This window comes from Kitasatospora sp. NPDC092286, from assembly GCF_044755565.1.
GTDB lineage: Bacteria > Actinomycetota > Actinomycetes > Streptomycetales > Streptomycetaceae > Kitasatospora.
This window is the reverse complement of sequence record NZ_JBIVRD010000025.1, coordinates 111,343-128,750: the sequence shown is the minus strand read 5'-3', so window position 1 is coordinate 128,750 and position 17,408 is coordinate 111,343. Positions and strand designations below refer to the sequence as shown.

Below are 17,408 nucleotides of genomic sequence, written 5' to 3'. Positions count from 1 at the left end.
CTCCGGCCCCGGCCTCAGGCCGCGGGCGTCGCGGTGAGCTCGAACCACATCCGCTTGCCGGTGCCCCGCGGCTCCACGCCCCAGCCGTCCGCCAGCGCCTCGACCAGCATCAGCCCGCGGCCGGAGGACGCCTGCTCCCCCGGTGTCCGGCGGGTCGGCCAGAGGTCCGACTCGTCCTCCACCTCGACCCGGAGCCGGGCCCGGCCGCCGTCGGCCGTCGGCTCGCGGTAGAGCCGGGCGGTGAACATCGCATCCCGGTCGGTGTGCCGGATGGCGTTGGTGACCAGCTCGGACGCCAGCAGCTCGGCCGTGTCGACCAGCTCGGCCACACCCCAGCGGCGCAGCGCGTCGCACAGTTCGGCCCGCACCTCGGAGATCCGGGCAAGGTCGGCCTGCCCGATCCGGCGGCGGAGCTGCTGGGCGGCCAGGCCGCCCGCCGGGCCGTCCCAGCGCAGGAGCAGCAGCGCTATGTCGTCCTCGCGCTCGCTGGAGTCGGCGGCCTGGGAGGCGATCCGGTCCGCGAGGTCCTCCAACGGGTCACGGGCGCTCTCCTCCCCGGCCGCGACCGGGCCGGCGAGCGCCCGGGTGAGCCGGGCGATGCCGTCGTCGAGATCCATGCCGCGCGCCTCGACCAGGCCGTCGGTGCAGAGCAACACCGTCTCGCCCGGGTCCAGGCTGAACCGGGTGACGCGGTACTCCTCGTCCGAGGCGATGCCCAGCGGCAGACCGCCCGCGACCGGCTGGACGGCGGCGGTGCCGTCGGCCCGGCGGACCACCGGGTCGAGGTGGCCGGCCCGGACGGCGTAGACCACGCCGTAGTCGACGTTCACCTCGGCGTAGGTGCAGGTGGCGAAGTGGTCGGTGTCCAGGTCGGCGAGGAAGCGCGAGGCGCGGGCCATCACGGCGGCCGGCGGGTGGCCCTCCGCGGCGTACGCCCGCAGGGCGATCCGCAGCTGGCCCATGATCCCGGCGGCGTGCACGTCGTGCCCCTGGACGTCGCCGATCACCAGGCCGACGTGCCCGCCGGGCAGCGGGACCACGTCGTACCAGTCGCCGCCGATCTGGAGCCCCGAACCGGCGGCCAGATAGCGGACGGCGGTGGTGACGCCGGGCACCGACGGCACGCTGCGCGGCAGCATCACCCGTTGCAGGCCGGCCGCCAGCTCGTGCTCGGCGTCGTGCAGCCGGGCCCGGGCCAGCGACTGGGCGACCAGGCCGCCCAGGGTGGAGAGCAGGGTGCGCTCGTCGGCGTCCAGCTGGCGGTCGTCGTCGAAGCTGACCAGGCAGACGCCGATCGCCCGGCCGCTGGCCACCAGCGGCAGGAACGCCCAGGAGCCGCGGCCGCTCCGGCTGGTCGACTCCCACACCTCCGGGTAGCGCTCGCGGTACTCCTCGCGGCCGGTGACGAAGACCGGCGCGCGGTTGCGCAGCGCCTCGGCCGCCGGGTGGGCGACGGGCAGCACCGAGCGGTCGTAACCGGAGATCTCCCCCGGCCGGTAGCCGGAGGCGCCGAGCACCCGGACCCGGCCCGCCTCGAAGGCGGCCAGCACCAGGCCGTCCGGCGGCAGGCCGGGCAGCGGCAGCTCGGTGAAGACCCGGGCGACGTCGCGGACGGTGACGGCCTCGGAGAGCGCGCGGGCGGCCTCCTTGATGAACCGTGAGCGCTCCTCGCGCAGCAGGGCCAGCCGGTCGGCGCGGTCGCGCTTGTGCAGCTCGACGGTGGCGTCCCAGACGAAGCCGACCATCCGTGAGGCGCGGCCGAAGGCGTCCGCGAGCACCCGGCCGCGGAAGCGCACCGCCTTCATCGCCCCGCTCGGCCCGACCGTGCGGTAGTAGGCGCCGCACTGGCCCAGCTCGGCCACCGCGCGCTCGACCCGGCGGCGCACCACGGGGGCGTCCTCGGGGTGCAGCAGGGCCAGGAAGGAGGCGGAGGTGCGGTCGAATCGGCTCTTGTCCGCGGCGTCCAGGCCGATGATGGCGCAGGCCCGCTGGTCGCCCTCCAGGACGTCGCGGCGGATGTCCCAGTCGAAGGAGCCGATGCCGTTGGCGGCCATCGCGGGCTCCAGCCAGTCCGGCGTGGAGTCCCCGGAGGAGATCGGCAGGCCGCCGGAGAGCATCGGCGCCAGCCGCCCGGCCGCCAGCCCCGGTGCCGTCCGCAGCGCATGCCTGCGCGCCGCCTGGGCGGGTGGTCTCGCCCGCCCCGACCCGGCCGTGGACGAGCCGGGAGGAAGCGCCGGCCCCGGTGACTCGGGCTCAGTGGGCATGCTGCTCCTGCCGCTGCCGTGGTGGACCGCGCCGACCGTCCGGGCGGGCCGCATGGCGGTGTGGTGGGTGGTGCTGGATCGGACGGTGCCGACGGACGGTGGTCAGTCGAGGTGATGGCTCCCCGCTGCTTCCCGCACGCGGGCACACATTCCCACCATCCTGTCCAATGTTCGGCCGAGCGGCAATGGCAACGGGCCGGAAATCTTCCGCCCGGCCTTCCGTCACGGGCGCCGTTCGGCGGCGAACGACCTGATCTTCCAAGGCCGGCCCCGGCCCACCGGTCCGGGCCGGGCACGGCCGCCGGGGCGCCCGCCCGTCCGGGCCCGCCTCGATCAGGGCGAGGCCAGCTCGAACCAGGTGACCTTGCCGTCCCCGCGCAGCTGCACCCCCCAGGAGTCGGCCAGCGCCTCGACCAGCAGCAGCCCGCGCCCCGAGGTGGCGTACTCGCCCTCCGGGTCGCGGCGGCGGGGCAGCCGGGTGGTGCCGTCCTGGACCTCGATCCGCAGCCGCAGGTCGGCGCCGAGCGCCGCGTCGAACGCCGCGCCCTGGCCGGTGTGCAGGAGCGCGTTGGTGACCAGCTCGGAGGAGAGCAGCTCGGCCGTGTCGGCCAGCTCGGGCACCCCCCAGATCCGCAGCGCGGACCTCAGCCGGCTGCGCACCGCCCCGACCGCGACCAGGTCGGCCGCCTCCAGCGTCAGATGCAGCCGGCGGTGCAGCGCGCAGCCGGGTGCCGGAGCACTCGGCAGTGCCGGGCCCGCCCGCCCGGTGGTGCCCGGCAGGCCGGACGCCCCGGGCCCGCCCCCCTGGGGCCTCGGCCGAAATGCGTCCCCCGAACTCGTCCGCTGCCGCGGGAATCGCGACTGACCGTCCATCAACACATGCCCCCGCCCTCAATCCGGGCTCCCGCTGCCGGATCCCCTGCCGACCGGGTGGCCCCCTCGTTCTGACCACTCATCCTCATGCCCAGCCTGCGGCGCTTTCAACAGTGTGCGTCCGATCACCTGGGGTGAAAGGGGCACGGGGTGGCCGGCGTGATCCAACTGCCCGGGCCGGACAGGTTTGCGATGCGTACAAGCCATTTTCGAAGCCGGGCCGCGGCCCGCCGCGCCCGCGTACGCCGCCCCCGGCCCGCCGCGGACCCGATGGCGGTGCCCGGCGAGCCGAACGTCCGGGGACGGGCAACGCTGGACAGGGCGGCCGGGTCCGGGTTCAATGACCCGAGATGTTTGAACGCCGTTCTAACGTCATTCCCCCGGCGACCGCGAGCGAGGAACCGTGCGACTGACCCCCACCGAGCGGGACCGGCTGCTGATCTTCACAGCAGCCGAGCTGGCCCGCGCCCGCCGCGCCCGGGGCGTACGCCTCAACATCCCGGAGGCGCACGCCCTGATCGCGGACACCGTCTGCGAGGCCGCCCGGGACGGCCGGCGCCTCGCCGAGGCGATCGAGGCCGGGCGCTCCGTGCTCGGCGCCGAGGACGTGCTGCCCGGTGTGGCGGACGTGGTCACCGTGGTCCAGGTCGAGGCGGTCTTCGAGGACGGCACCCGGCTGGCCGTGGTCAACGACCCGTTCAAGGGCGCGGGATCGCTCGACCACGAGGCCCCCGGCGGCACGCTGCTCGGTGACGGCGCGGGCTACGACCCGGTCGAGGAGACGGTGCTGCTGCCCGTCCACAACACCTCCGCGGTGCCGATCTCGGTCACCTCGCACTTCCACTTCTTCGAGTCCAACCCGCGCCTGGCCTTCGACCGCGCCGCCGCCTACGGCACCCATCTGGCGGTACCGGCCGGCTCCTCGGTCCGCTTCGACCCGGGTGCCACCGTGGAGGTCGGCCTCGTCCCGATCGCCGGCGAGCGGGTCGCGATCGGCTTCGCCGGCCTGGTCGACGGCCCGCTGGACGCGCCCGGCGCGAAGGAGGCCGCCCTGGCGAAGGCGCGCGCCACCGGCTACCTGACCGGCTTCGACGACGCCGAGGTGCAGTCGTGAGCGGACGGAGCCGACAGATGGACACGGCCGCCGCGGGGACGCGGGCCGACGAGCGAAGCGAGGCCGGAGCATGAGTGCCATCACCCCCCACGACTACATCTCGGTGCACGGCCCGCGGGCCGGGGACCGGGTCCGGCTCGGGGACTCCGGACTGATCGTCCGGGTGGAGTCGGACTCGCAGGCGCCGGGTGAGGAGTTCCTGGCCGGCTTCGGCAAGACCGCCCGCGACGGCCTGCACCTCAAGGCCGCCGCCGTCCGCGACACCTGCGACGTCGTGATCAGCAACGTCCTGGTCATCGACGCCGTCCAGGGCATCCGCAAGACCTCCATCGGCCTGATCGACGGCCGGATCGCCTCCATCGGCCGGGCCGGCAACCCCGACACCCTGGACGGCGTCGACGTGGTCGTCGGCACCGGGACCACGATCGTCTCCGGCGAGGGCCTGATCGCCACCGCCGGCGCCGTCGACACCCATGTCCACCTGCTCTCGCCGCGGATCATGGAGGCCTCGCTGGCCTCCGGCGTGACCACGATCATCGGCCAGGAGTTCGGCCCGGTCTGGGGCGTCGGCGTCAACTCGCCATGGGCGCTGCGGCACGCGTTCAACGCCTTCGACGCCTGGCCGGTCAACATCGGCTTCCTGGGCCGGGGCTCGTCCTCCGACGCGGCGCCGCTGGTCGAGGCGCTGGCCGAGGGCGGCGCCTCCGGCTTCAAGGTCCACGAGGACATGGGCGCCCACACCCGTGCGCTGGACACCGCGCTGCGGGTCGCCGAGGAGTACGACGTCCAGGTCGCCCTGCACACCGACGGCCTCAACGAGTGCCTCTCCGTCGAGGACACACTGAAGGTGCTGGAGGGCCGGACCATCCACGCCTTCCACATCGAGGGCTGCGGCGGCGGACACGTCCCCAACGTGCTGAAGATGGCCGGTGTGGAGAACGTCATCGGCTCCTCCACCAACCCCACCCTGCCGTTCGGCCGTGACGCCCTCGGCGAGCACTTCGGCATGATCGTCTCCGCCCACGACCTCAAGGTCGACCTCCCCGGTGACGCCGCGATGGCCCGCGACCGGATCCGCGCCGGCACGATGGGCGCCGAGGACGTCCTCCACGACCTCGGCGTCATCGGCATCACCTCCTCCGACGCCCAGGGCATGGGCCGCGCCGGCGAGACCGTCCGCCGCACCTTCGCCATGGCCGGCAAGATGAAGGCCGAGCTCGGCCCGCTCGACGGCACCGGCTCCTACGGCACCACCGACGGCGGCGACGACAACGAGCGCGTGCTCCGCTACATCGCGAAGCTCACCATCAACCCGGCGATCGCCCACGGCCTGGCCCACGAGGTCGGCTCCATCGAGATCGGCAAGCTCGCCGACATCGTGCTCTGGCGCCCCGACCACTTCGGTGCCAAGCCGCAGCTCGTCCTGAAGGCCGGCTTCCCCGCCTACGGCGTGGTCGGCGACCCCAACGCCTCCACCGACCGCTGCGAACCCCTCGTCCTCGGCCCCCAGTTCGGCGCCCACGGCGCGACCGCCGCCGACCTCTCCGTCGCCTTCGTCGCCCAGGCCGCCGCCGACGGCGCGTACCTGGACCGCCCGGCCGACGGCATGCCCACCCGGCGGCGCCGGGTCGGCGTCCGGAACACCCGTGGCATCGGCCCGCGCGACATGGTGCGCAACGCCCGGATCGGCGACGTCCAGGTCACCGAGACCGGGCTGGTCTCCCTCGACGGCTCCCCGCTGCGCTCCGAGCCCGCCGACAGCGTCTCGCTCAGCCGCCTGTACTTCCTCTGAACGCCCTCACCCGCCTTAGGACTTGACGATGACCCCGACCCCCGCCTCGCTCGGCTACCGGATGCCCGCCGAGTGGCACCCGCACGACCGCACCTGGATGGCGTTCCCGACCGCCAACCCGACCTTCGACAGCCCGGAGCACCTGCACGCCGGCCGCGAGGCCTGGGCCCGGGTGGCCAACACCATCGTCCGGTACGAGCCGGTGACCCTGGTCGTCAACACCGGTGAGACCGAGGAGGCGCGCAAGTACGTCGCCCCCGAGGTCGAGATCGTCGAACGCCCGCTGGACGACGCCTGGATGCGCGACATCGGCCCGTCCTTCCTGATCGACGACAGGGGCTCGGTCGCCGCCACCGACTGGATCTTCAACGGCTGGGGCGCGCAGTCCTGGGCCCGCTGGGACAACGACCAGCACATCGCCGAGCACATCGGCGGACTGACGGGTGTTCAGCGGTTCGCCTCCCGGCTGATCAACGAGGGCGGCGGCATCCACGTCGACGGCGAGGGCACCGTGCTCGTCACCGAGACCGTCCAGCTCGGCGAGGGCCGCAACGCCGACTGGACCAAGGAGGAGGTCGAGGCCGAGCTGCACGCCTTCCTCGGCACCACCAAGGCGATCTGGCTGCCGCGCGGACTCACCCGCGACTACGACGAGTTCGGCACCCGGGGCCACATCGACATCGTCGCCTCCTTCGTCCGCCCCGGCGTCGTGGTCGCGCACGTCCAGCCGGACCCGTCCCACCCCGACCACGAGGTCTGCCAGGAGCTGGTGGCGGTCCTGCGCGCCGCCACCGACGCCCAGGGCCGGCCGCTGGAGGTCGTCGAACTGCCCGCCCCCACCGTCCTGCTGGACGAGGAGGGCGAGCCGGTCGACTACTCCTACATCAACCACTACGTGGCCAACGGCGCCGTGATCCTCTGCGGCTTCGACGACCCCCGTGACCAGGAGGCCGCCGCCGTCCTGGGCCGGGCCTATCCCGGCCGCACGGTCGAACTGGTCGACGCCCGCGAGATCTTCGCCAACGGCGGCGGCATCCACTGCATCACGCAGCAGCAGCCGAAGGCCGTCTGACCCGACTGCCCCGACTGGGCCCTGTCCGGCCGATCCTGCCGGACAGGGCCCGCACGGCATGCCCCCACAACACAGGTACGACGCAGGCACGGCACGGCACAGAGGAGACGAGCAGATGACGGAGCCCCGCCCGCGCCGGCCGGCGCGCCCCCGCGAGGAGGTCTTCGCCACCGCGCGGGCGGCGATCGCCGAGCACGGGCTCGCCAGACTCACCATGGCGGGCCTGGGCAGACAGCTCCAGATGAGCGCCGGACACCTCCTCTACTACTTCGGCAGCAAGGACCAGCTGCTGCTGGAGACCCTGCGCTGGAGCGAGGAGCAGCTCGGCACCCGCCGCCACGCCGCCCTGACCGACGGCGTCCCGACCGACGGCGCCCTGACCGACGGCATCCGGCCCGGCGCCGGACCGGACGCCTGGGCGCGGCTCGGCGAGTACGTCCGGCTCTACCTGCCCGAGGGGCCGGGCGACCCGCGCTGGATCCTCTGGGTGGAGGTGTGGGGCCGCTCCCCCGCCAGCGAGGAACTCCGGCAGGGGCAGCTGGAGATCGAGGCCCCGTGGCAGGCGGACCTGGTCGTCCTGATCGAGAACGGCACCGCCGCAGGCCACTTCGCGCCCGGCCCGGCCGTTGAGCGCGCCTTCCAGATCCGCGCCCTGCTGGACGGTCTCGCCGTCCCGCTCGCCCTCGGGCTGCCCGGCGCGCGCCGCACCAAGGCGCTGCACCTGGCGGATTCGGCCTGCCGGGCCCTGCTGGGGGCGGCCAACTGACCGCTCGCCCCGCTCACTCCGTCCAGATCGCGGCCGCCGTGCGGTCGTCGGCGTACCCCTTGGCGCGGACCTGCACCTGGCGGAGGAAGTCCACGGTGCCCGGCGGGTGGGGGTGGGCCCAGTGGGCGGCGAGGAAGTGGGCGACGGCCGGTTCGTCGGCGATCGGACGCGCCAGGCCCGGGCTGCAGAGCAGCAGGATGTCACCCGGGGTGGCCGGGACCATCCGGAAGCGGAACGGGCGCGGCTCCGGCACCGGGGCGTCGGGCAGCGGCGGCTGGCCGTCCGGGTGGTGCAGCAGACGGGCCGCGTAGGCGTCGATCCAGTGGCCCGAGCGCAGCAGGAACAGCCCGCCGGGACCGACCCCGAACGCCGCCCGGTAGGTGGCCGCCGGGTCGAGCGAGAGCAGCAGACAGTGCAGCGAGGCGGGGGACGGCGCGTCGTCGCCCTCCGCCCGGGGCGCGAGCGCGCGCAGCGGGGCGGCGGCGCTGGTGGCCAGCCGCTGGAGTCCGTACCGGAGCCGGTCGCGGGCGCCGTCCCGGAGGTCGGCGGCGAGCCCGGACCGGCTGCGGCCGATCGCGGCGGCGAGCTGGCGGCAGGCCTCGGCGGTAGCCGTGGCGACGGCCTCCGGGGCGGCGTCGGTGGCGGTGCCGGTCCCGGGCTCGGCGCCCGGGGCGGTCGCGGACTCGGTGGCGGAGCGGTCGAAGCTGCCGACGGCCGCGAGCAGCAGTCCGTCGGGGCCGTCGCCGAACCTGGTGACCAGCAGGGTGTCGCGGCGCGGCTCGCCCCGGTGGCGGGCGGAGTCGCCCCGGACGGAGACGGCGCGCAGCGTGGCGGAGGCGTACTGGGCGCCCTCCAGCGCGGTGTCCGGCACGACGGCGGCCAGCGTGCCGGGGGCCGTCTCCGGGACAGCGGTCGGCTCCGGCCCGTACGTGGGCGGGCGCTCACCGACGTGCGGCACGACGGGCCCGGCGCCGGGGCGCGGCGAGCGGGGGGTGGGGCGGGGCGCGGAGAGCGCGGGAGCGGGGGCAGCCGCCTCGGGGGCGGGTGGCCGGACGGCCGGGGCGGGTTCGGGTTCGGGTTCGGGCTTCGTCAGGACCGGGGCGGGCTCCGACGCGGGCTCGGGCTCCGGCTTCTGGGCAACCGGCACCGGCTCCGGCTTCTGGAGAACAGGCTCGGGCTCGGGTACGGCCTCGGGCTCCGCCGCCGGTACCGGAGCGTCCGCCGGCTCCTCGGCCCGCGCGTCGGCCGCCCAGGACGGGGCCGGGAACCTGTGGGTCTCCTCCGCTGCGGGCTGCTGGCCGATCACCCCGGCCGCGGTGTCGAACCAGTCGTCGATGCTGTCCCGCGCCGGTCCCTCGTCCCCCGTCGGCGCCACCTCCGACAGCGGCGCCGCTTCGGCCGGCTCCTCGGCCGGCTCCTCGGCCGCCGGGGGCTCGGCCGGCTCCGGCGCTGCCGGCACCTCCGCCACCGCGGCGTCCGCCGCCGGAACCGCCGGCTCGCCCGTCCGCTGCCGGCCGATCAACCCGGCCGCCGTCTCGAACCAGTCGTCGACACTGCCCTCCCCCGACACGGCGTCCGGGGTGTCGGGAAGGGTGCCCGCCGGGCCTTGGTAGACCGCATCCCACCAGCCGTCCTCCGACCGCTGCTGCTGCTTCGCGGGTGCACCCTGATTGCTCATCTGGCGGCTCCTGGTCGGTCCGTGGTCGCGCCGCCCCCGGCGGGGCCGGACTCGACGTCATTCTCCCCAAGTGCAACGACGCTGTCCGGGTTTCGGCGACAACCGGACACGGACACGCACTGATCGGATGATCCCGGCCACCGGGTCGGTCCCCGGGTTCGCCCCCGGTTCCGCCGCCGTTCCATTCGTGCTTACCGGAACCGTCCCGAGCAGGGCGTTTCCGGGACGTTCCGGTCCGTCGGCCGCCGAAAATGGCCCCGGAGCAGGGGCATCGGTTCACCCGTTCGGCTGATTAAATGTGCGCATGACCGCGTCGGCCCCCAGATCACCCCGACCGGGGAGGGCCGCACTCACGGGCCACCCGGTGGGTGCGCTGTGGATCCTGCTGCTGGTCGGGCTGCTCACCTCACTGCCGTGCGCGGGGCAGGCCCAGGCGGTCACGGGCCACCGCCACGCCTCTTCGCAGGTGGCCGCCGCGGCCACGACCGCCCTGACCACCACCCTCGCCGGTCCGGCCGCCGGGGCGGCGGGGGCGCCCGGCGTACGCCAGGCCCGCGCGGGCGGGCCCGACCGGCAGTCCGCCGCCCCGCACACCGGCCCCGCACACCGGACCGCCGACCGTCCGGACGCCGGGGGCCACCGCCACTGGACCTGGTGCTCGGCCGACGGCGAGCTGCCGCAGCGCAACAACGGCTGCTCCAGCCACCCGTACTGCGCCCAGGAAGCCCAGCTGCCCAACCCGCCGCCGCAGCCGCAGCCCGCGGTGGCGCCCCGGACGGAGGCGGCCGAGACGCTGCCCCGGCTGCCCCGCGCCGGGCTTCTGGTCGGCCCGCACCCGGCGCCCGACCTGCACGAACTCCAGGTACACCGGTCCTGAGCGGAGCCCACCGCCTGGTCCCCCGCGGCTTTCGCCGACGGCGGTGACCGGCGGGTCCGCCCTTCCGCTCTCTCTTCAGACCGCCGTGCCCACAGCGCGCGGCGGGGACAAGGACAACCCATGGGTTCCGCCTCCAAGCAGTCCAACAAGCCGACCGGCAAGCAGGCCGGCCTCGACCGCCGCGCCCGGATCGCCGAGCTGCGCGCCGTCGAGGAGCGCCGCGACCGCAGGAACAAGATCGTCGCGTCGGTGGTCGCCGGTGTCCTGGTGGTCGGCGCGATCGCCACCGGCACCTGGGTCGTGGTGGACGCCAACCAGGACAAGAAGGCCAAGCAGGCCGCCGCCGCCGCGCCGATCGACGGCGTGCAGACCTTCGGCGACCTCAGCCGCAACCACGTCAAGGACAAGGTCACCTACCCGCAGACCCCGCCGGTCGGCGGCGACCACAACGCGATCTGGCTGGACTGCATGGGCCACGTCTACGACCAGCCGGTCGAGAACGAGCGCGCCGTCCACTCGCTGGAGCACGGCGCGGTCTGGGTGACGTACAACGGCAAGGCCACGCCGGAGGACCTCAAGACGCTCTCCGACAAGGTGAAGACCACCCCGTACTCGCTGATGAGCCCGTACCCGGACGAGAAGGGCACCATCACCCTCAGCGCCTGGAGCACCCAGCTGATCGTGGAGAGCGCCAGCGACCCCCGGGTGAACGAGTTCTTCACCAAGTACGTCCAGGGCCAGCAGACCCAGGAGCCCGGCGCCTCCTGCACCATGGGGGCGATGTGACCGCCGACGCGTCCGAGGCCCCGGCCGAGGACGACGGGGCCCCGGCGGCGAGCCGCCGGAGGCTCTGGTGGCCGGCCGCGCTGGCCGCCGCCCTGGCGCTGGCACTCGGCGTGCCCGCCCTGGTGGCGAGCGGGACGTCGGCCTCCGGCTCGTCCTCCCTGACCGCGCCGGCGACCGACTCGCCCGAGGCCGGGTTCGCCCGCGACATGGCGACCCACCACCAGCAGGCCGTGGACCTGTCGTTCATCGTCCGGGACCGGACGGCCGACGAGCCCGTCCGCACCCTGGCCTTCGACATCATCAACACCCAGGCCAACCAGCGCGGGATGATGATGGGCTGGCTCGACCAGTGGGGGCTCTCCCAGCACTCACCGGCCAAGCCGATGGTGTGGATGGCGATGGACCACGGCTACCAGGCGCACGACGGCTCGCTGATGCCGGGCATGGCCACCAACACCCAGCTGGCGAAGCTGCGCACGCTCAGCGGGCGCGACGCCGAGGTGTTCTACCTGCAGCTGATGCTGGAACACCACAAGGGCGGGGTCGAGATGGCCCAGGGCTATGTGGACCTGGCGAAGAACGACACCGAGAAGCGGCTCGCCCAGTCCATGGTGGTCGGGCAGACCTCGGAGATCCAGCTGATCACCGACATGCTCAAGGAGCGCGACGCCGCCCCCGGCGTCCCGGCCTCCTGAACGGCTCGCCCCACCCGGCCGGGGTGCGGCGGACGGTCTCCCCGTCCACCGCACCCCGGCCGTTCGCCGCAGCGCGCGGGTCAGGCCCGGCGGACGGTGACCAGGCAGTGCGGGGGCTGGTGGCGCGGTTCGAGTGGCAGGCCGCCCAGATCGGTGGAACGCGTCATCCCGTTGTGGTGGACGACGGCGTTGGCCCCTGAACCCCACGGCCAGGTGCGTCCGGGCAGCGTGCGGCGGCGGAACGGGCAGCCGGTGGATCCGGCGGTTCCGCGCATGGCGCCGATGGGGCGGAGGGCTACAAGGTGTCCGACCGGGAGCGGGCGACCGGGCGACCGGCCGGGGCGGGGCGCCGGGCCGGGCGGGTCAGGGCGACCGCGAGGGCCGCGACGACGGCGAGCCCGATCAGCACCGTCCGACCGCCGGACGCCGTGCCCGCCAGGTGGACACCGAGCACGGGCAGGGCGGTGCCGAGCGCCGTACCCAGGCTGCGCGCCATGTTGACCATGCCGCCGCCGACCGCCGAGCACCCCGCCGGTATCGCCCGCATCACCAGGGCGTTGTTGGCGGGCAGCAGCAGGCCCAGCCCGTACCCGGTGACCAGCAGCGGCGCGGCCGCCGCCGTGCCGGTGGCCGGAACCAGCGCGAACAGCAGCAGCCCGGCACCCGCGGCGGACGCGCCGAAGCGGCAGCGGGTGACGTCCGACCAGCCCCGGGGCAGCAGACCGCCGCCGACGGTCGCGGCCACCACGAACGCGGCCGGCAGCAGGGTGATCACCAGGCCCGCCCGGCCCACCGGCACACCCGACCCGGTGAGCAGTACCGGGCCCAGCACCAGCGGACAGAACAGCAGCAGGTACCCGATCAGCGCGACCAGCAGGCCGGACCGCACACCCGGGGTGTTGACCAGCCCGGGTGCGAGGATCGGCCGGGCGGCCCGCCGCTCCTGCCGGACCAGCCCGAGGGCGAGCAGCACGGCGGCGAGCAGCAGCACGGCCACCGCCCAGCCGGGCAGCGGCAGGCCGGAGGCGGCGGAGAGGGCGAGCAGCAGCGCGGTGGACGCGCCGGTGAGCAGCAGCAGCCCGGGCAGGTCGAACGGGCCGTCCGAGGTCACGCCCGAGGTCACGCCCGCGGCGCCGCCGGGCCAAGCGGTGCCGATCCGCGCGGTACCGACCGGAGCGGCGCGGTCGGGGTGGGTGCGCGGCAGCAGGTACCAGCCGGCCAGGATGCCGAGCAGGCCGATCGGCACGTTGATCCAGAACACCCACCGCCAGGAGGCGTGCTCCACCAGCAGCCCGCCGAGGCTCGGGCCGAGCGCCAGGCCGAGCCCCTGGGCGGCGGCCTGGATGCCCAGCGCACGCCGCATCGCCCGCTCGGGGACACCGCGTGCCACCAGGGCGACGCTGTTGGCCTGCATCATCGCGCCGCCGACCGCCTGGACGGCCCGGCAGGCCACCAGGATCCAGAGACCGCCGGCGAACCCGGCACCGAGCGAGGCCAGGGCGAAGACACCGAAGCCGCCGAGGTACACGGTCTTGCGGCCGACCAGGTCGGAGAGCCAGCCGATCGGCGCCAACAGGGCCACCAGCACCAGCAGATAGGCCAGCGCGACCCACTCGACGGCGGCGAAGCCGGCTCCGAAATGCCGTCCGAGCTCCGGAAAGACCAGCGCGGTGACGCTGGCGGTCAGCTGTCCCAGGAACGCGCCCAGGCAGACGGTGGCGACGGCCAGCCAGTGGGCGTGCCGCCAGCCGGCGACACCACGCGGCCGGGGCCGCTCGGTGAGCAGCCGGCTCGCAAGGGCGGTGGCGTTCATACAGCGAAATATATCGGATACAGATATGTTCTTTCTACGAGCTGTTCGGTATGCGATCAGAACGCCGGGAAGGCCGCCACCAGGCGCTACGCTGTCCGCCATGCCGTCGTCACCGCCCGTTCCCGATCCCGCCGCCGGACCCCGGACCGAGGGCGGGACCTGTCCGGACGTCCTGGACCCGGCGGACCCCGGCGGCCCCACAGACCCGGCAGACCCCACGGACCCCGGCGGCGGCCCGGCGAACGAGCGCGCCCGGCGGCTCACCGACGTGGTCACCCGGCTGCGCCGCGCACTGCGCAGCAGCATCCGGACCGACTACCCGTGGGAGTCCCTGCCGATGGCGCAGGTCGAACTCCTCCAGACGCTCGCCGCCGCACCCCTGCGGGTCGGCGAACTGGCCGCCCGCCAGCGGCTCGCCCCGAACACCGTCAGCGGCCTGGTCGGCAAGCTGCTGGAGGCCGGGTTCGTGGACCGCCAGGCCGATCCCGGCGACCGCCGCACCGCCCGGATCGCCCTCACCGAGGCCGGTCAGCGACAGCTGGACGACTGGCAGCGCGCCCACGAACGCCGCATCGCCACCGCCCTCGGCACCCTCTCCCCCGCCGACCGGGAGGCCGTCATGCAGGCACTCCCGGCACTCGAACACCTCGCCCGCGCCCTCGCCGAGCCCGGCGCCGGCGCCCCGCCCGAATAATCCGCTGTCGCCCGGCGCCGCACCGCGGCTACGGATCGAGCCCTGGACGGACGGCGATCCTGCGGCTGCCGCACCGGGTCAACACCCCGGAGACGAGGCGGCACGTCGGCGGCCCGGTCGTACCGTCAGAACAGCACCCCGTGCTCCGGCTCACCGTTGCCGGGCTGACCGTTGCCCGGCGCGCCGCTCTCCAGCTGGAGCAGCCAGCGCTTGTTCTCCACCCCGGCGGCGAAGCCGGTGAGGGTGCCGTTGGCGCCGATGACGCGGTGGCAGGGGCGGACGACGAGCAGCGGGTTGGCGCCGACCGCGCCGCCGACCGCGCGCACGGCCCGGGGTGAGAGGCCCGCCGCCTCGGCGAGCTGGCCGTAGGTGACCGTCTCGCCGTAGGGGATGTCGTCGAGGGCGTCCCAGATCCGGCGGCGGAACTCGGTGCCGACGGGGGCGAGCGGCAGGTCGAAGGTGGTGCGCTCGCCGGCGAAGTAGGCGGTGAGCTGTTCGACGGCCCGGGCGAGGGCGTCCGGGTCGTGGACCCAGTCGTCGGCGGGTTCGGCGAGCGCGTACTTCTGCCCGGGGGCGGTGACGGTGGCCAGCGCGGCCGGTCCGCCGTCCTCCGGCCGGACCCCGCTCAGCAGCAGGGGCCCGAACGGGCTGTCCATGGTGGTGAAGACGGTGGTGCTCATGCGCGGGTGTTCTCCGTTCCAGTGCTGATGTCGCTCGCGGCGCCCGCCCAGAGCCGGTGCACGGCGTACGAGCGCCAGGGTGCCCAGGCCTCGGCGGCGCGGGCGGCGGACTTCGGGTCGCCGGGGGCGCCGAGCCGGGTGAGGCCGTGGCGGATGCCGACGTCACTCGGCAGGAAGACGTCGGGGTCGGCGAGGGCCCGCATCCGCAGATAGCCGACGGTCCACGGGCCGATGCCGGGCAGGGCGAGCAGCTGGGCCGCCGCCTCCGCGCGGTCCACGCCGCCGTCGAGCCGGACGGCGCCCTCGGCGAGGGCCGCGCAGAGGCCGGTGAGCGCCCGGCGGCGGGCGGCGGGCATCGCGAAGTCCTCGGGGTCGGCCACCGCCAGGGCGCCGGCGGTCGGGAAGAGCAGCCGCAGTCCGCCGTCGGGTTCGGGCAGCTCGGTGCCGTACTTCCCGGCGAGCCGGCCGGCCAGGGTGCGGGCCGCGCCGACGGTGATCTGCTGGCCGAGCACGGCGCGGACGGCCAGCTCGTGCGGGTCCACATGGCCGGGCGAGCGCAGGCCGGGGCGGGCCCGGACCAGCGCGCCGAGCACCGGGTCGGTGCCGAGCTGCTCGTCCACCGCGTCCGGGTCGGCGTCCAGGTCGAACAGGATCCGCAGGCGCTGCACGGCGGTCGGCAGGTCACGGAGGTCGGCGAGGAAGAGCCGGCAGTCCAGCCAGCCGCGGGTGCGCGGGTGCTCGGCCGCGAGGCCGTCCACCTCGGCGATGCCGTGGCCGTACGGGAGCGCGAGAGTGCGGCGATAGGTGCGGACGCCGGGCCGGGCGCCGGGGACGACCTCCTCCACGCCGGGGACGGCACGCAGGGCGAGGAAGTCGATCAGGTGGTCGCTGTCGATCGCCCCGCGGTAGGCGAGGCGCAGGGTCAGGCCGCCGGCCGGGGTCGCGGTGCGCCGCCCGGCGGTCACCTCGGCGCGCAGCCCGCTGGGCGTGCGGTCGTAGACCTCGCGGACGGTGTCGTTGAACTGCCGCACCGAGGCGAAGCCGGCCGCGAAGGCGATCTCGGTGACGGGCAGCTCGGTGGTCTGGAGCAGCAGCCGGGCGGTCTGGGCCCGGCGGGCGCGGGCCAGGGCGATCGGCCCGGCGCCGAGTTCGGCGCTGAGCTGGCGCTGGAGCTGGCGGGAGCTGTAGCCGAGGCGCTGGGCGAGGCCGGCGACGCCTTCCCGGTCCACGATGCCGTCGCCGATCAGCCGCATCGCGCGGCCGACCAGGTCGGCCCGGTGGTTCCACTCCGGCGAGCCGGGCACCGAGTCGGGGCGGCAGCGGCGGCAGGCGCGGAAGCCGGCGCCCTGGGCGGCGGCGGCGCTGGGGTAGAAGGTGCAGTTGGCGCGTTTGGGGGTCACGGCGGGGCAGCTCGGTCGGCAGTAGATGCCGGTCGAGGTGACGGCCGTGAAGAAGACGCCGTCGAAGCGGGCGTCCCGGCTGTCCACGGCTCGGTACCGGATGTCGTCGTCGATCACGCTCTCCAGTCTGCGGCACCGGAGGCCCCTCGACTGGCGGGAATCGGACATGGGCGTCGCGGACCCGGACCGGCTGCGGACCGGCTGCGGACGGGCCGCGGACGGGCCGCGGGCAGGGTACGGGCGGGGCGGAAAACCACGAGCCGTTCGGGCCGGCCCGCGACTACCCTGACGGGGCCCTTCAACCCCCGGCCCGGGCCGGCCAGGCCCCGCCCGGCCCGAACGGTGCCCGGCCCCAGTGCCCAGTGCCCGATGGCCGACGCCCGACAGGAGCCCCCATGAACGCGCAGCCGTACACCGGTCCGGACGACCCCAGGGTGGCCTCCCTGGACGTGGAGAAGTTCGCCTTCCCCGGGCCGCTGCGCGACCGGTTGGTCGCGGCGATCCTGAGCGGCGCCAAGACCAGCACCACCGGGCTGCTCGCCGAGTACGAGCACGAGGGCGAGCCGCTGCGGCAGGCGGGCGCGCACGGGGCGGTGATCGATTCGGACGGGCGGCCGGTGGCCGTGATCGAGCTCACCGACGTCCGGGTCGTCGCGCTGGCCGGGGTCGGTCTGCGGCACGCCGTGGACGAGGGCGAGGGCTACACCACGGTCGCCGACTGGCGGGCCGGCCACGAGCGCTTCTGGCACAGCCCCGAACTGCGGGCCGCCCTGGACGACCCGGACTTCACCGTGGACGACACCACGCCCGTCGTGCTGGAGCGCTTCCGCGTGGTGGCCGACCTGCGCTGACCCGTGCCGCAGGCGCAGGCCCGGGTGGGCCTGCGCCGCAGGGGGCCGGGCAG

17 protein-coding genes are annotated in these 17,408 nt (G+C 75.1%); 10 read left to right on the top strand and 7 right to left on the bottom strand.

Annotated elements, in window-relative coordinates:
- Nucleotides 1–14 precede the first annotated feature (14 nt).
- Complete coding sequence (locus ACIQIB_RS24755) at nt 15–2,054, bottom strand: SpoIIE family protein phosphatase (RefSeq protein ID WP_363614904.1); 2,040 nt, start codon at nt 2,052–2,054, stop codon at nt 15–17.
- Between ACIQIB_RS24755 and ACIQIB_RS24750 the strand changes: the two genes are divergently transcribed.
- Nucleotides 2,044–2,379 carry a hypothetical protein gene (locus ACIQIB_RS24750; protein WP_363614902.1) on the top strand — a complete coding sequence of 112 codons (336 nt, stop codon included), beginning with the start codon at nt 2,044–2,046 and terminating at the stop codon, nt 2,377–2,379. The genes ACIQIB_RS24755 and ACIQIB_RS24750 overlap by 11 nt on opposite strands.
- Before the next feature lie 218 nt (nt 2,380–2,597).
- On the opposite strand, the gene ACIQIB_RS24745 is transcribed toward ACIQIB_RS24750, so the two are convergent.
- Complete coding sequence (locus ACIQIB_RS24745; protein ID WP_363614900.1) at nt 2,598–3,137, bottom strand: ATP-binding protein; 540 nt, start codon at nt 3,135–3,137, stop codon at nt 2,598–2,600.
- Nucleotides 3,138–3,540: 403 nt separating this feature from the next.
- On the opposite strand from ACIQIB_RS24745, the gene ureA reads away from it, so the two are divergent.
- The 4 genes from ureA (at nt 3,541) to ACIQIB_RS24725 (ending at nt 7,881) form a co-directional block, all read left to right on the top strand.
- Complete coding sequence (ureA, locus tag ACIQIB_RS24740) at nt 3,541–4,251, top strand: urease subunit gamma (RefSeq protein ID WP_363614899.1); 711 nt, start codon at nt 3,541–3,543, stop codon at nt 4,249–4,251.
- 70 nt (nt 4,252–4,321) lie between these two features.
- Nucleotides 4,322–6,043, top strand: coding sequence for an urease subunit alpha (locus tag ACIQIB_RS24735; RefSeq protein ID WP_363614897.1), 1,722 nt, complete (start codon nt 4,322–4,324; stop codon nt 6,041–6,043).
- Between the two features lie 28 nt (nt 6,044–6,071).
- A complete protein-coding gene (locus tag ACIQIB_RS24730; protein ID WP_400760659.1) occupies nt 6,072–7,115 on the top strand; it encodes an agmatine/peptidylarginine deiminase in 1,044 nt (347 codons plus the stop codon).
- Between the two features lie 115 nt (nt 7,116–7,230).
- A complete protein-coding gene (locus tag ACIQIB_RS24725) occupies nt 7,231–7,881 on the top strand; it encodes a TetR family transcriptional regulator C-terminal domain-containing protein (protein ID WP_400760657.1) in 651 nt (216 codons plus the stop codon).
- Between the two features lie 13 nt (nt 7,882–7,894).
- Here ACIQIB_RS24725 and ACIQIB_RS24720 read toward each other — a convergent pair whose 3' ends face one another.
- Nucleotides 7,895–9,559: a hypothetical protein gene (locus tag ACIQIB_RS24720; RefSeq protein WP_400760655.1), complete on the bottom strand. Its 1,665-nt coding sequence runs from the start codon at nt 9,557–9,559 to the stop codon at nt 7,895–7,897.
- A 364-nt stretch (nt 9,560–9,923) separates the two neighbouring features.
- Here ACIQIB_RS24720 and ACIQIB_RS24715 point away from each other — a divergent pair, with 364 nt between their 5' ends.
- The 3 genes from ACIQIB_RS24715 (at nt 9,924) to ACIQIB_RS24705 (ending at nt 11,917) form a co-directional block, all read left to right on the top strand.
- Nucleotides 9,924–10,436: a hypothetical protein gene (locus ACIQIB_RS24715; protein WP_400760652.1), complete on the top strand. Its 513-nt coding sequence runs from the start codon at nt 9,924–9,926 to the stop codon at nt 10,434–10,436.
- Between the two features lie 120 nt (nt 10,437–10,556).
- Nucleotides 10,557–11,222 (top strand): DUF3105 domain-containing protein, encoded by a 666-nt coding sequence (locus ACIQIB_RS24710; RefSeq protein WP_363614887.1) that lies wholly within the window; start codon nt 10,557–10,559, stop codon nt 11,220–11,222.
- On the top strand, nt 11,219–11,917 hold the full coding sequence (locus ACIQIB_RS24705) for a DUF305 domain-containing protein (RefSeq protein WP_400760649.1): 699 nt from the start codon (nt 11,219–11,221) through the stop codon (nt 11,915–11,917). Before ACIQIB_RS24710 ends, ACIQIB_RS24705 begins: the two co-directional genes overlap by 4 nt.
- Nucleotides 11,918–11,997: 80 nt before the next feature.
- Here the strand turns inward: ACIQIB_RS24705 and ACIQIB_RS24700 are convergent, their stop codons facing one another.
- Complete coding sequence (locus ACIQIB_RS24700) at nt 11,998–12,192, bottom strand: hypothetical protein (protein ID WP_400760647.1); 195 nt, start codon at nt 12,190–12,192, stop codon at nt 11,998–12,000.
- 20 nt (nt 12,193–12,212) lie between these two features.
- Nucleotides 12,213–13,730, bottom strand: coding sequence for an MFS transporter (locus ACIQIB_RS24695; RefSeq protein WP_400760645.1), 1,518 nt, complete (start codon nt 13,728–13,730; stop codon nt 12,213–12,215).
- A gap of 100 nt (nt 13,731–13,830) precedes the next feature.
- Here ACIQIB_RS24695 and ACIQIB_RS24690 point away from each other — a divergent pair, with 100 nt between their 5' ends.
- Entirely contained in the window at nt 13,831–14,424 is a 594-nt protein-coding gene (locus ACIQIB_RS24690; RefSeq protein WP_363609177.1) for a MarR family winged helix-turn-helix transcriptional regulator, read from the top strand.
- Nucleotides 14,425–14,549: 125 nt separating this feature from the next.
- Here ACIQIB_RS24690 and ACIQIB_RS24685 read toward each other — a convergent pair whose 3' ends face one another.
- Both ACIQIB_RS24685 and ACIQIB_RS24680 read right to left on the bottom strand, forming a co-directional pair.
- On the bottom strand, nt 14,550–15,104 hold the full coding sequence (locus ACIQIB_RS24685; protein WP_363609179.1) for a methylated-DNA--[protein]-cysteine S-methyltransferase: 555 nt from the start codon (nt 15,102–15,104) through the stop codon (nt 14,550–14,552).
- Nucleotides 15,101–16,621: a DNA-3-methyladenine glycosylase 2 family protein gene (locus ACIQIB_RS24680; protein WP_400760642.1), complete on the bottom strand. Its 1,521-nt coding sequence runs from the start codon at nt 16,619–16,621 to the stop codon at nt 15,101–15,103. Before ACIQIB_RS24680 ends, ACIQIB_RS24685 begins: the two co-directional genes overlap by 4 nt.
- A gap of 278 nt (nt 16,622–16,899) precedes the next feature.
- On the opposite strand from ACIQIB_RS24680, the gene ACIQIB_RS24675 reads away from it, so the two are divergent.
- Nucleotides 16,900–17,355, top strand: coding sequence for an ASCH domain-containing protein (locus ACIQIB_RS24675; RefSeq protein WP_363609183.1), 456 nt, complete (start codon nt 16,900–16,902; stop codon nt 17,353–17,355).
- The last annotated feature ends 53 nt before the right edge of the window (nt 17,356–17,408 follow it).

Excerpts from the sequence above, each read along its gene's own strand:
- ACIQIB_RS24755 (WP_363614904.1), bottom strand. The coding sequence starts at position 2,054 with ATGGCCGCCAACGGCATCGGCTCCTTCGACTGGGACATCCGCCGCGAC.
- ACIQIB_RS24745 (WP_363614900.1), bottom strand. The coding sequence starts at position 3,137 with ATGGACGGTCAGTCGCGATTCCCGCGGCAGCGGACGAGTTCGGGGGAC.
- ACIQIB_RS24735 (WP_363614897.1), top strand. The coding sequence starts at position 4,322 with ATGAGTGCCATCACCCCCCACGACTACATCTCGGTGCACGGCCCGCGG.
- ACIQIB_RS24730 (WP_400760659.1), top strand. The coding sequence starts at position 6,072 with ATGACCCCGACCCCCGCCTCGCTCGGCTACCGGATGCCCGCCGAGTGG.
- ACIQIB_RS24725 (WP_400760657.1), top strand. The coding sequence starts at position 7,231 with ATGACGGAGCCCCGCCCGCGCCGGCCGGCGCGCCCCCGCGAGGAGGTC.
- ACIQIB_RS24720 (WP_400760655.1), bottom strand. The coding sequence starts at position 9,559 with ATGAGCAATCAGGGTGCACCCGCGAAGCAGCAGCAGCGGTCGGAGGAC.
- ACIQIB_RS24710 (WP_363614887.1), top strand. The coding sequence starts at position 10,557 with ATGGGTTCCGCCTCCAAGCAGTCCAACAAGCCGACCGGCAAGCAGGCC.
- ACIQIB_RS24700 (WP_400760647.1), bottom strand. The coding sequence starts at position 12,192 with ATGCGCGGAACCGCCGGATCCACCGGCTGCCCGTTCCGCCGCCGCACG.
- ACIQIB_RS24695 (WP_400760645.1), bottom strand. The coding sequence starts at position 13,730 with ATGAACGCCACCGCCCTTGCGAGCCGGCTGCTCACCGAGCGGCCCCGG.
- ACIQIB_RS24690 (WP_363609177.1), top strand. The coding sequence starts at position 13,831 with ATGCCGTCGTCACCGCCCGTTCCCGATCCCGCCGCCGGACCCCGGACC.
- ACIQIB_RS24685 (WP_363609179.1), bottom strand. The coding sequence starts at position 15,104 with ATGAGCACCACCGTCTTCACCACCATGGACAGCCCGTTCGGGCCCCTG.
- ACIQIB_RS24675 (WP_363609183.1), top strand. The coding sequence starts at position 16,900 with ATGAACGCGCAGCCGTACACCGGTCCGGACGACCCCAGGGTGGCCTCC.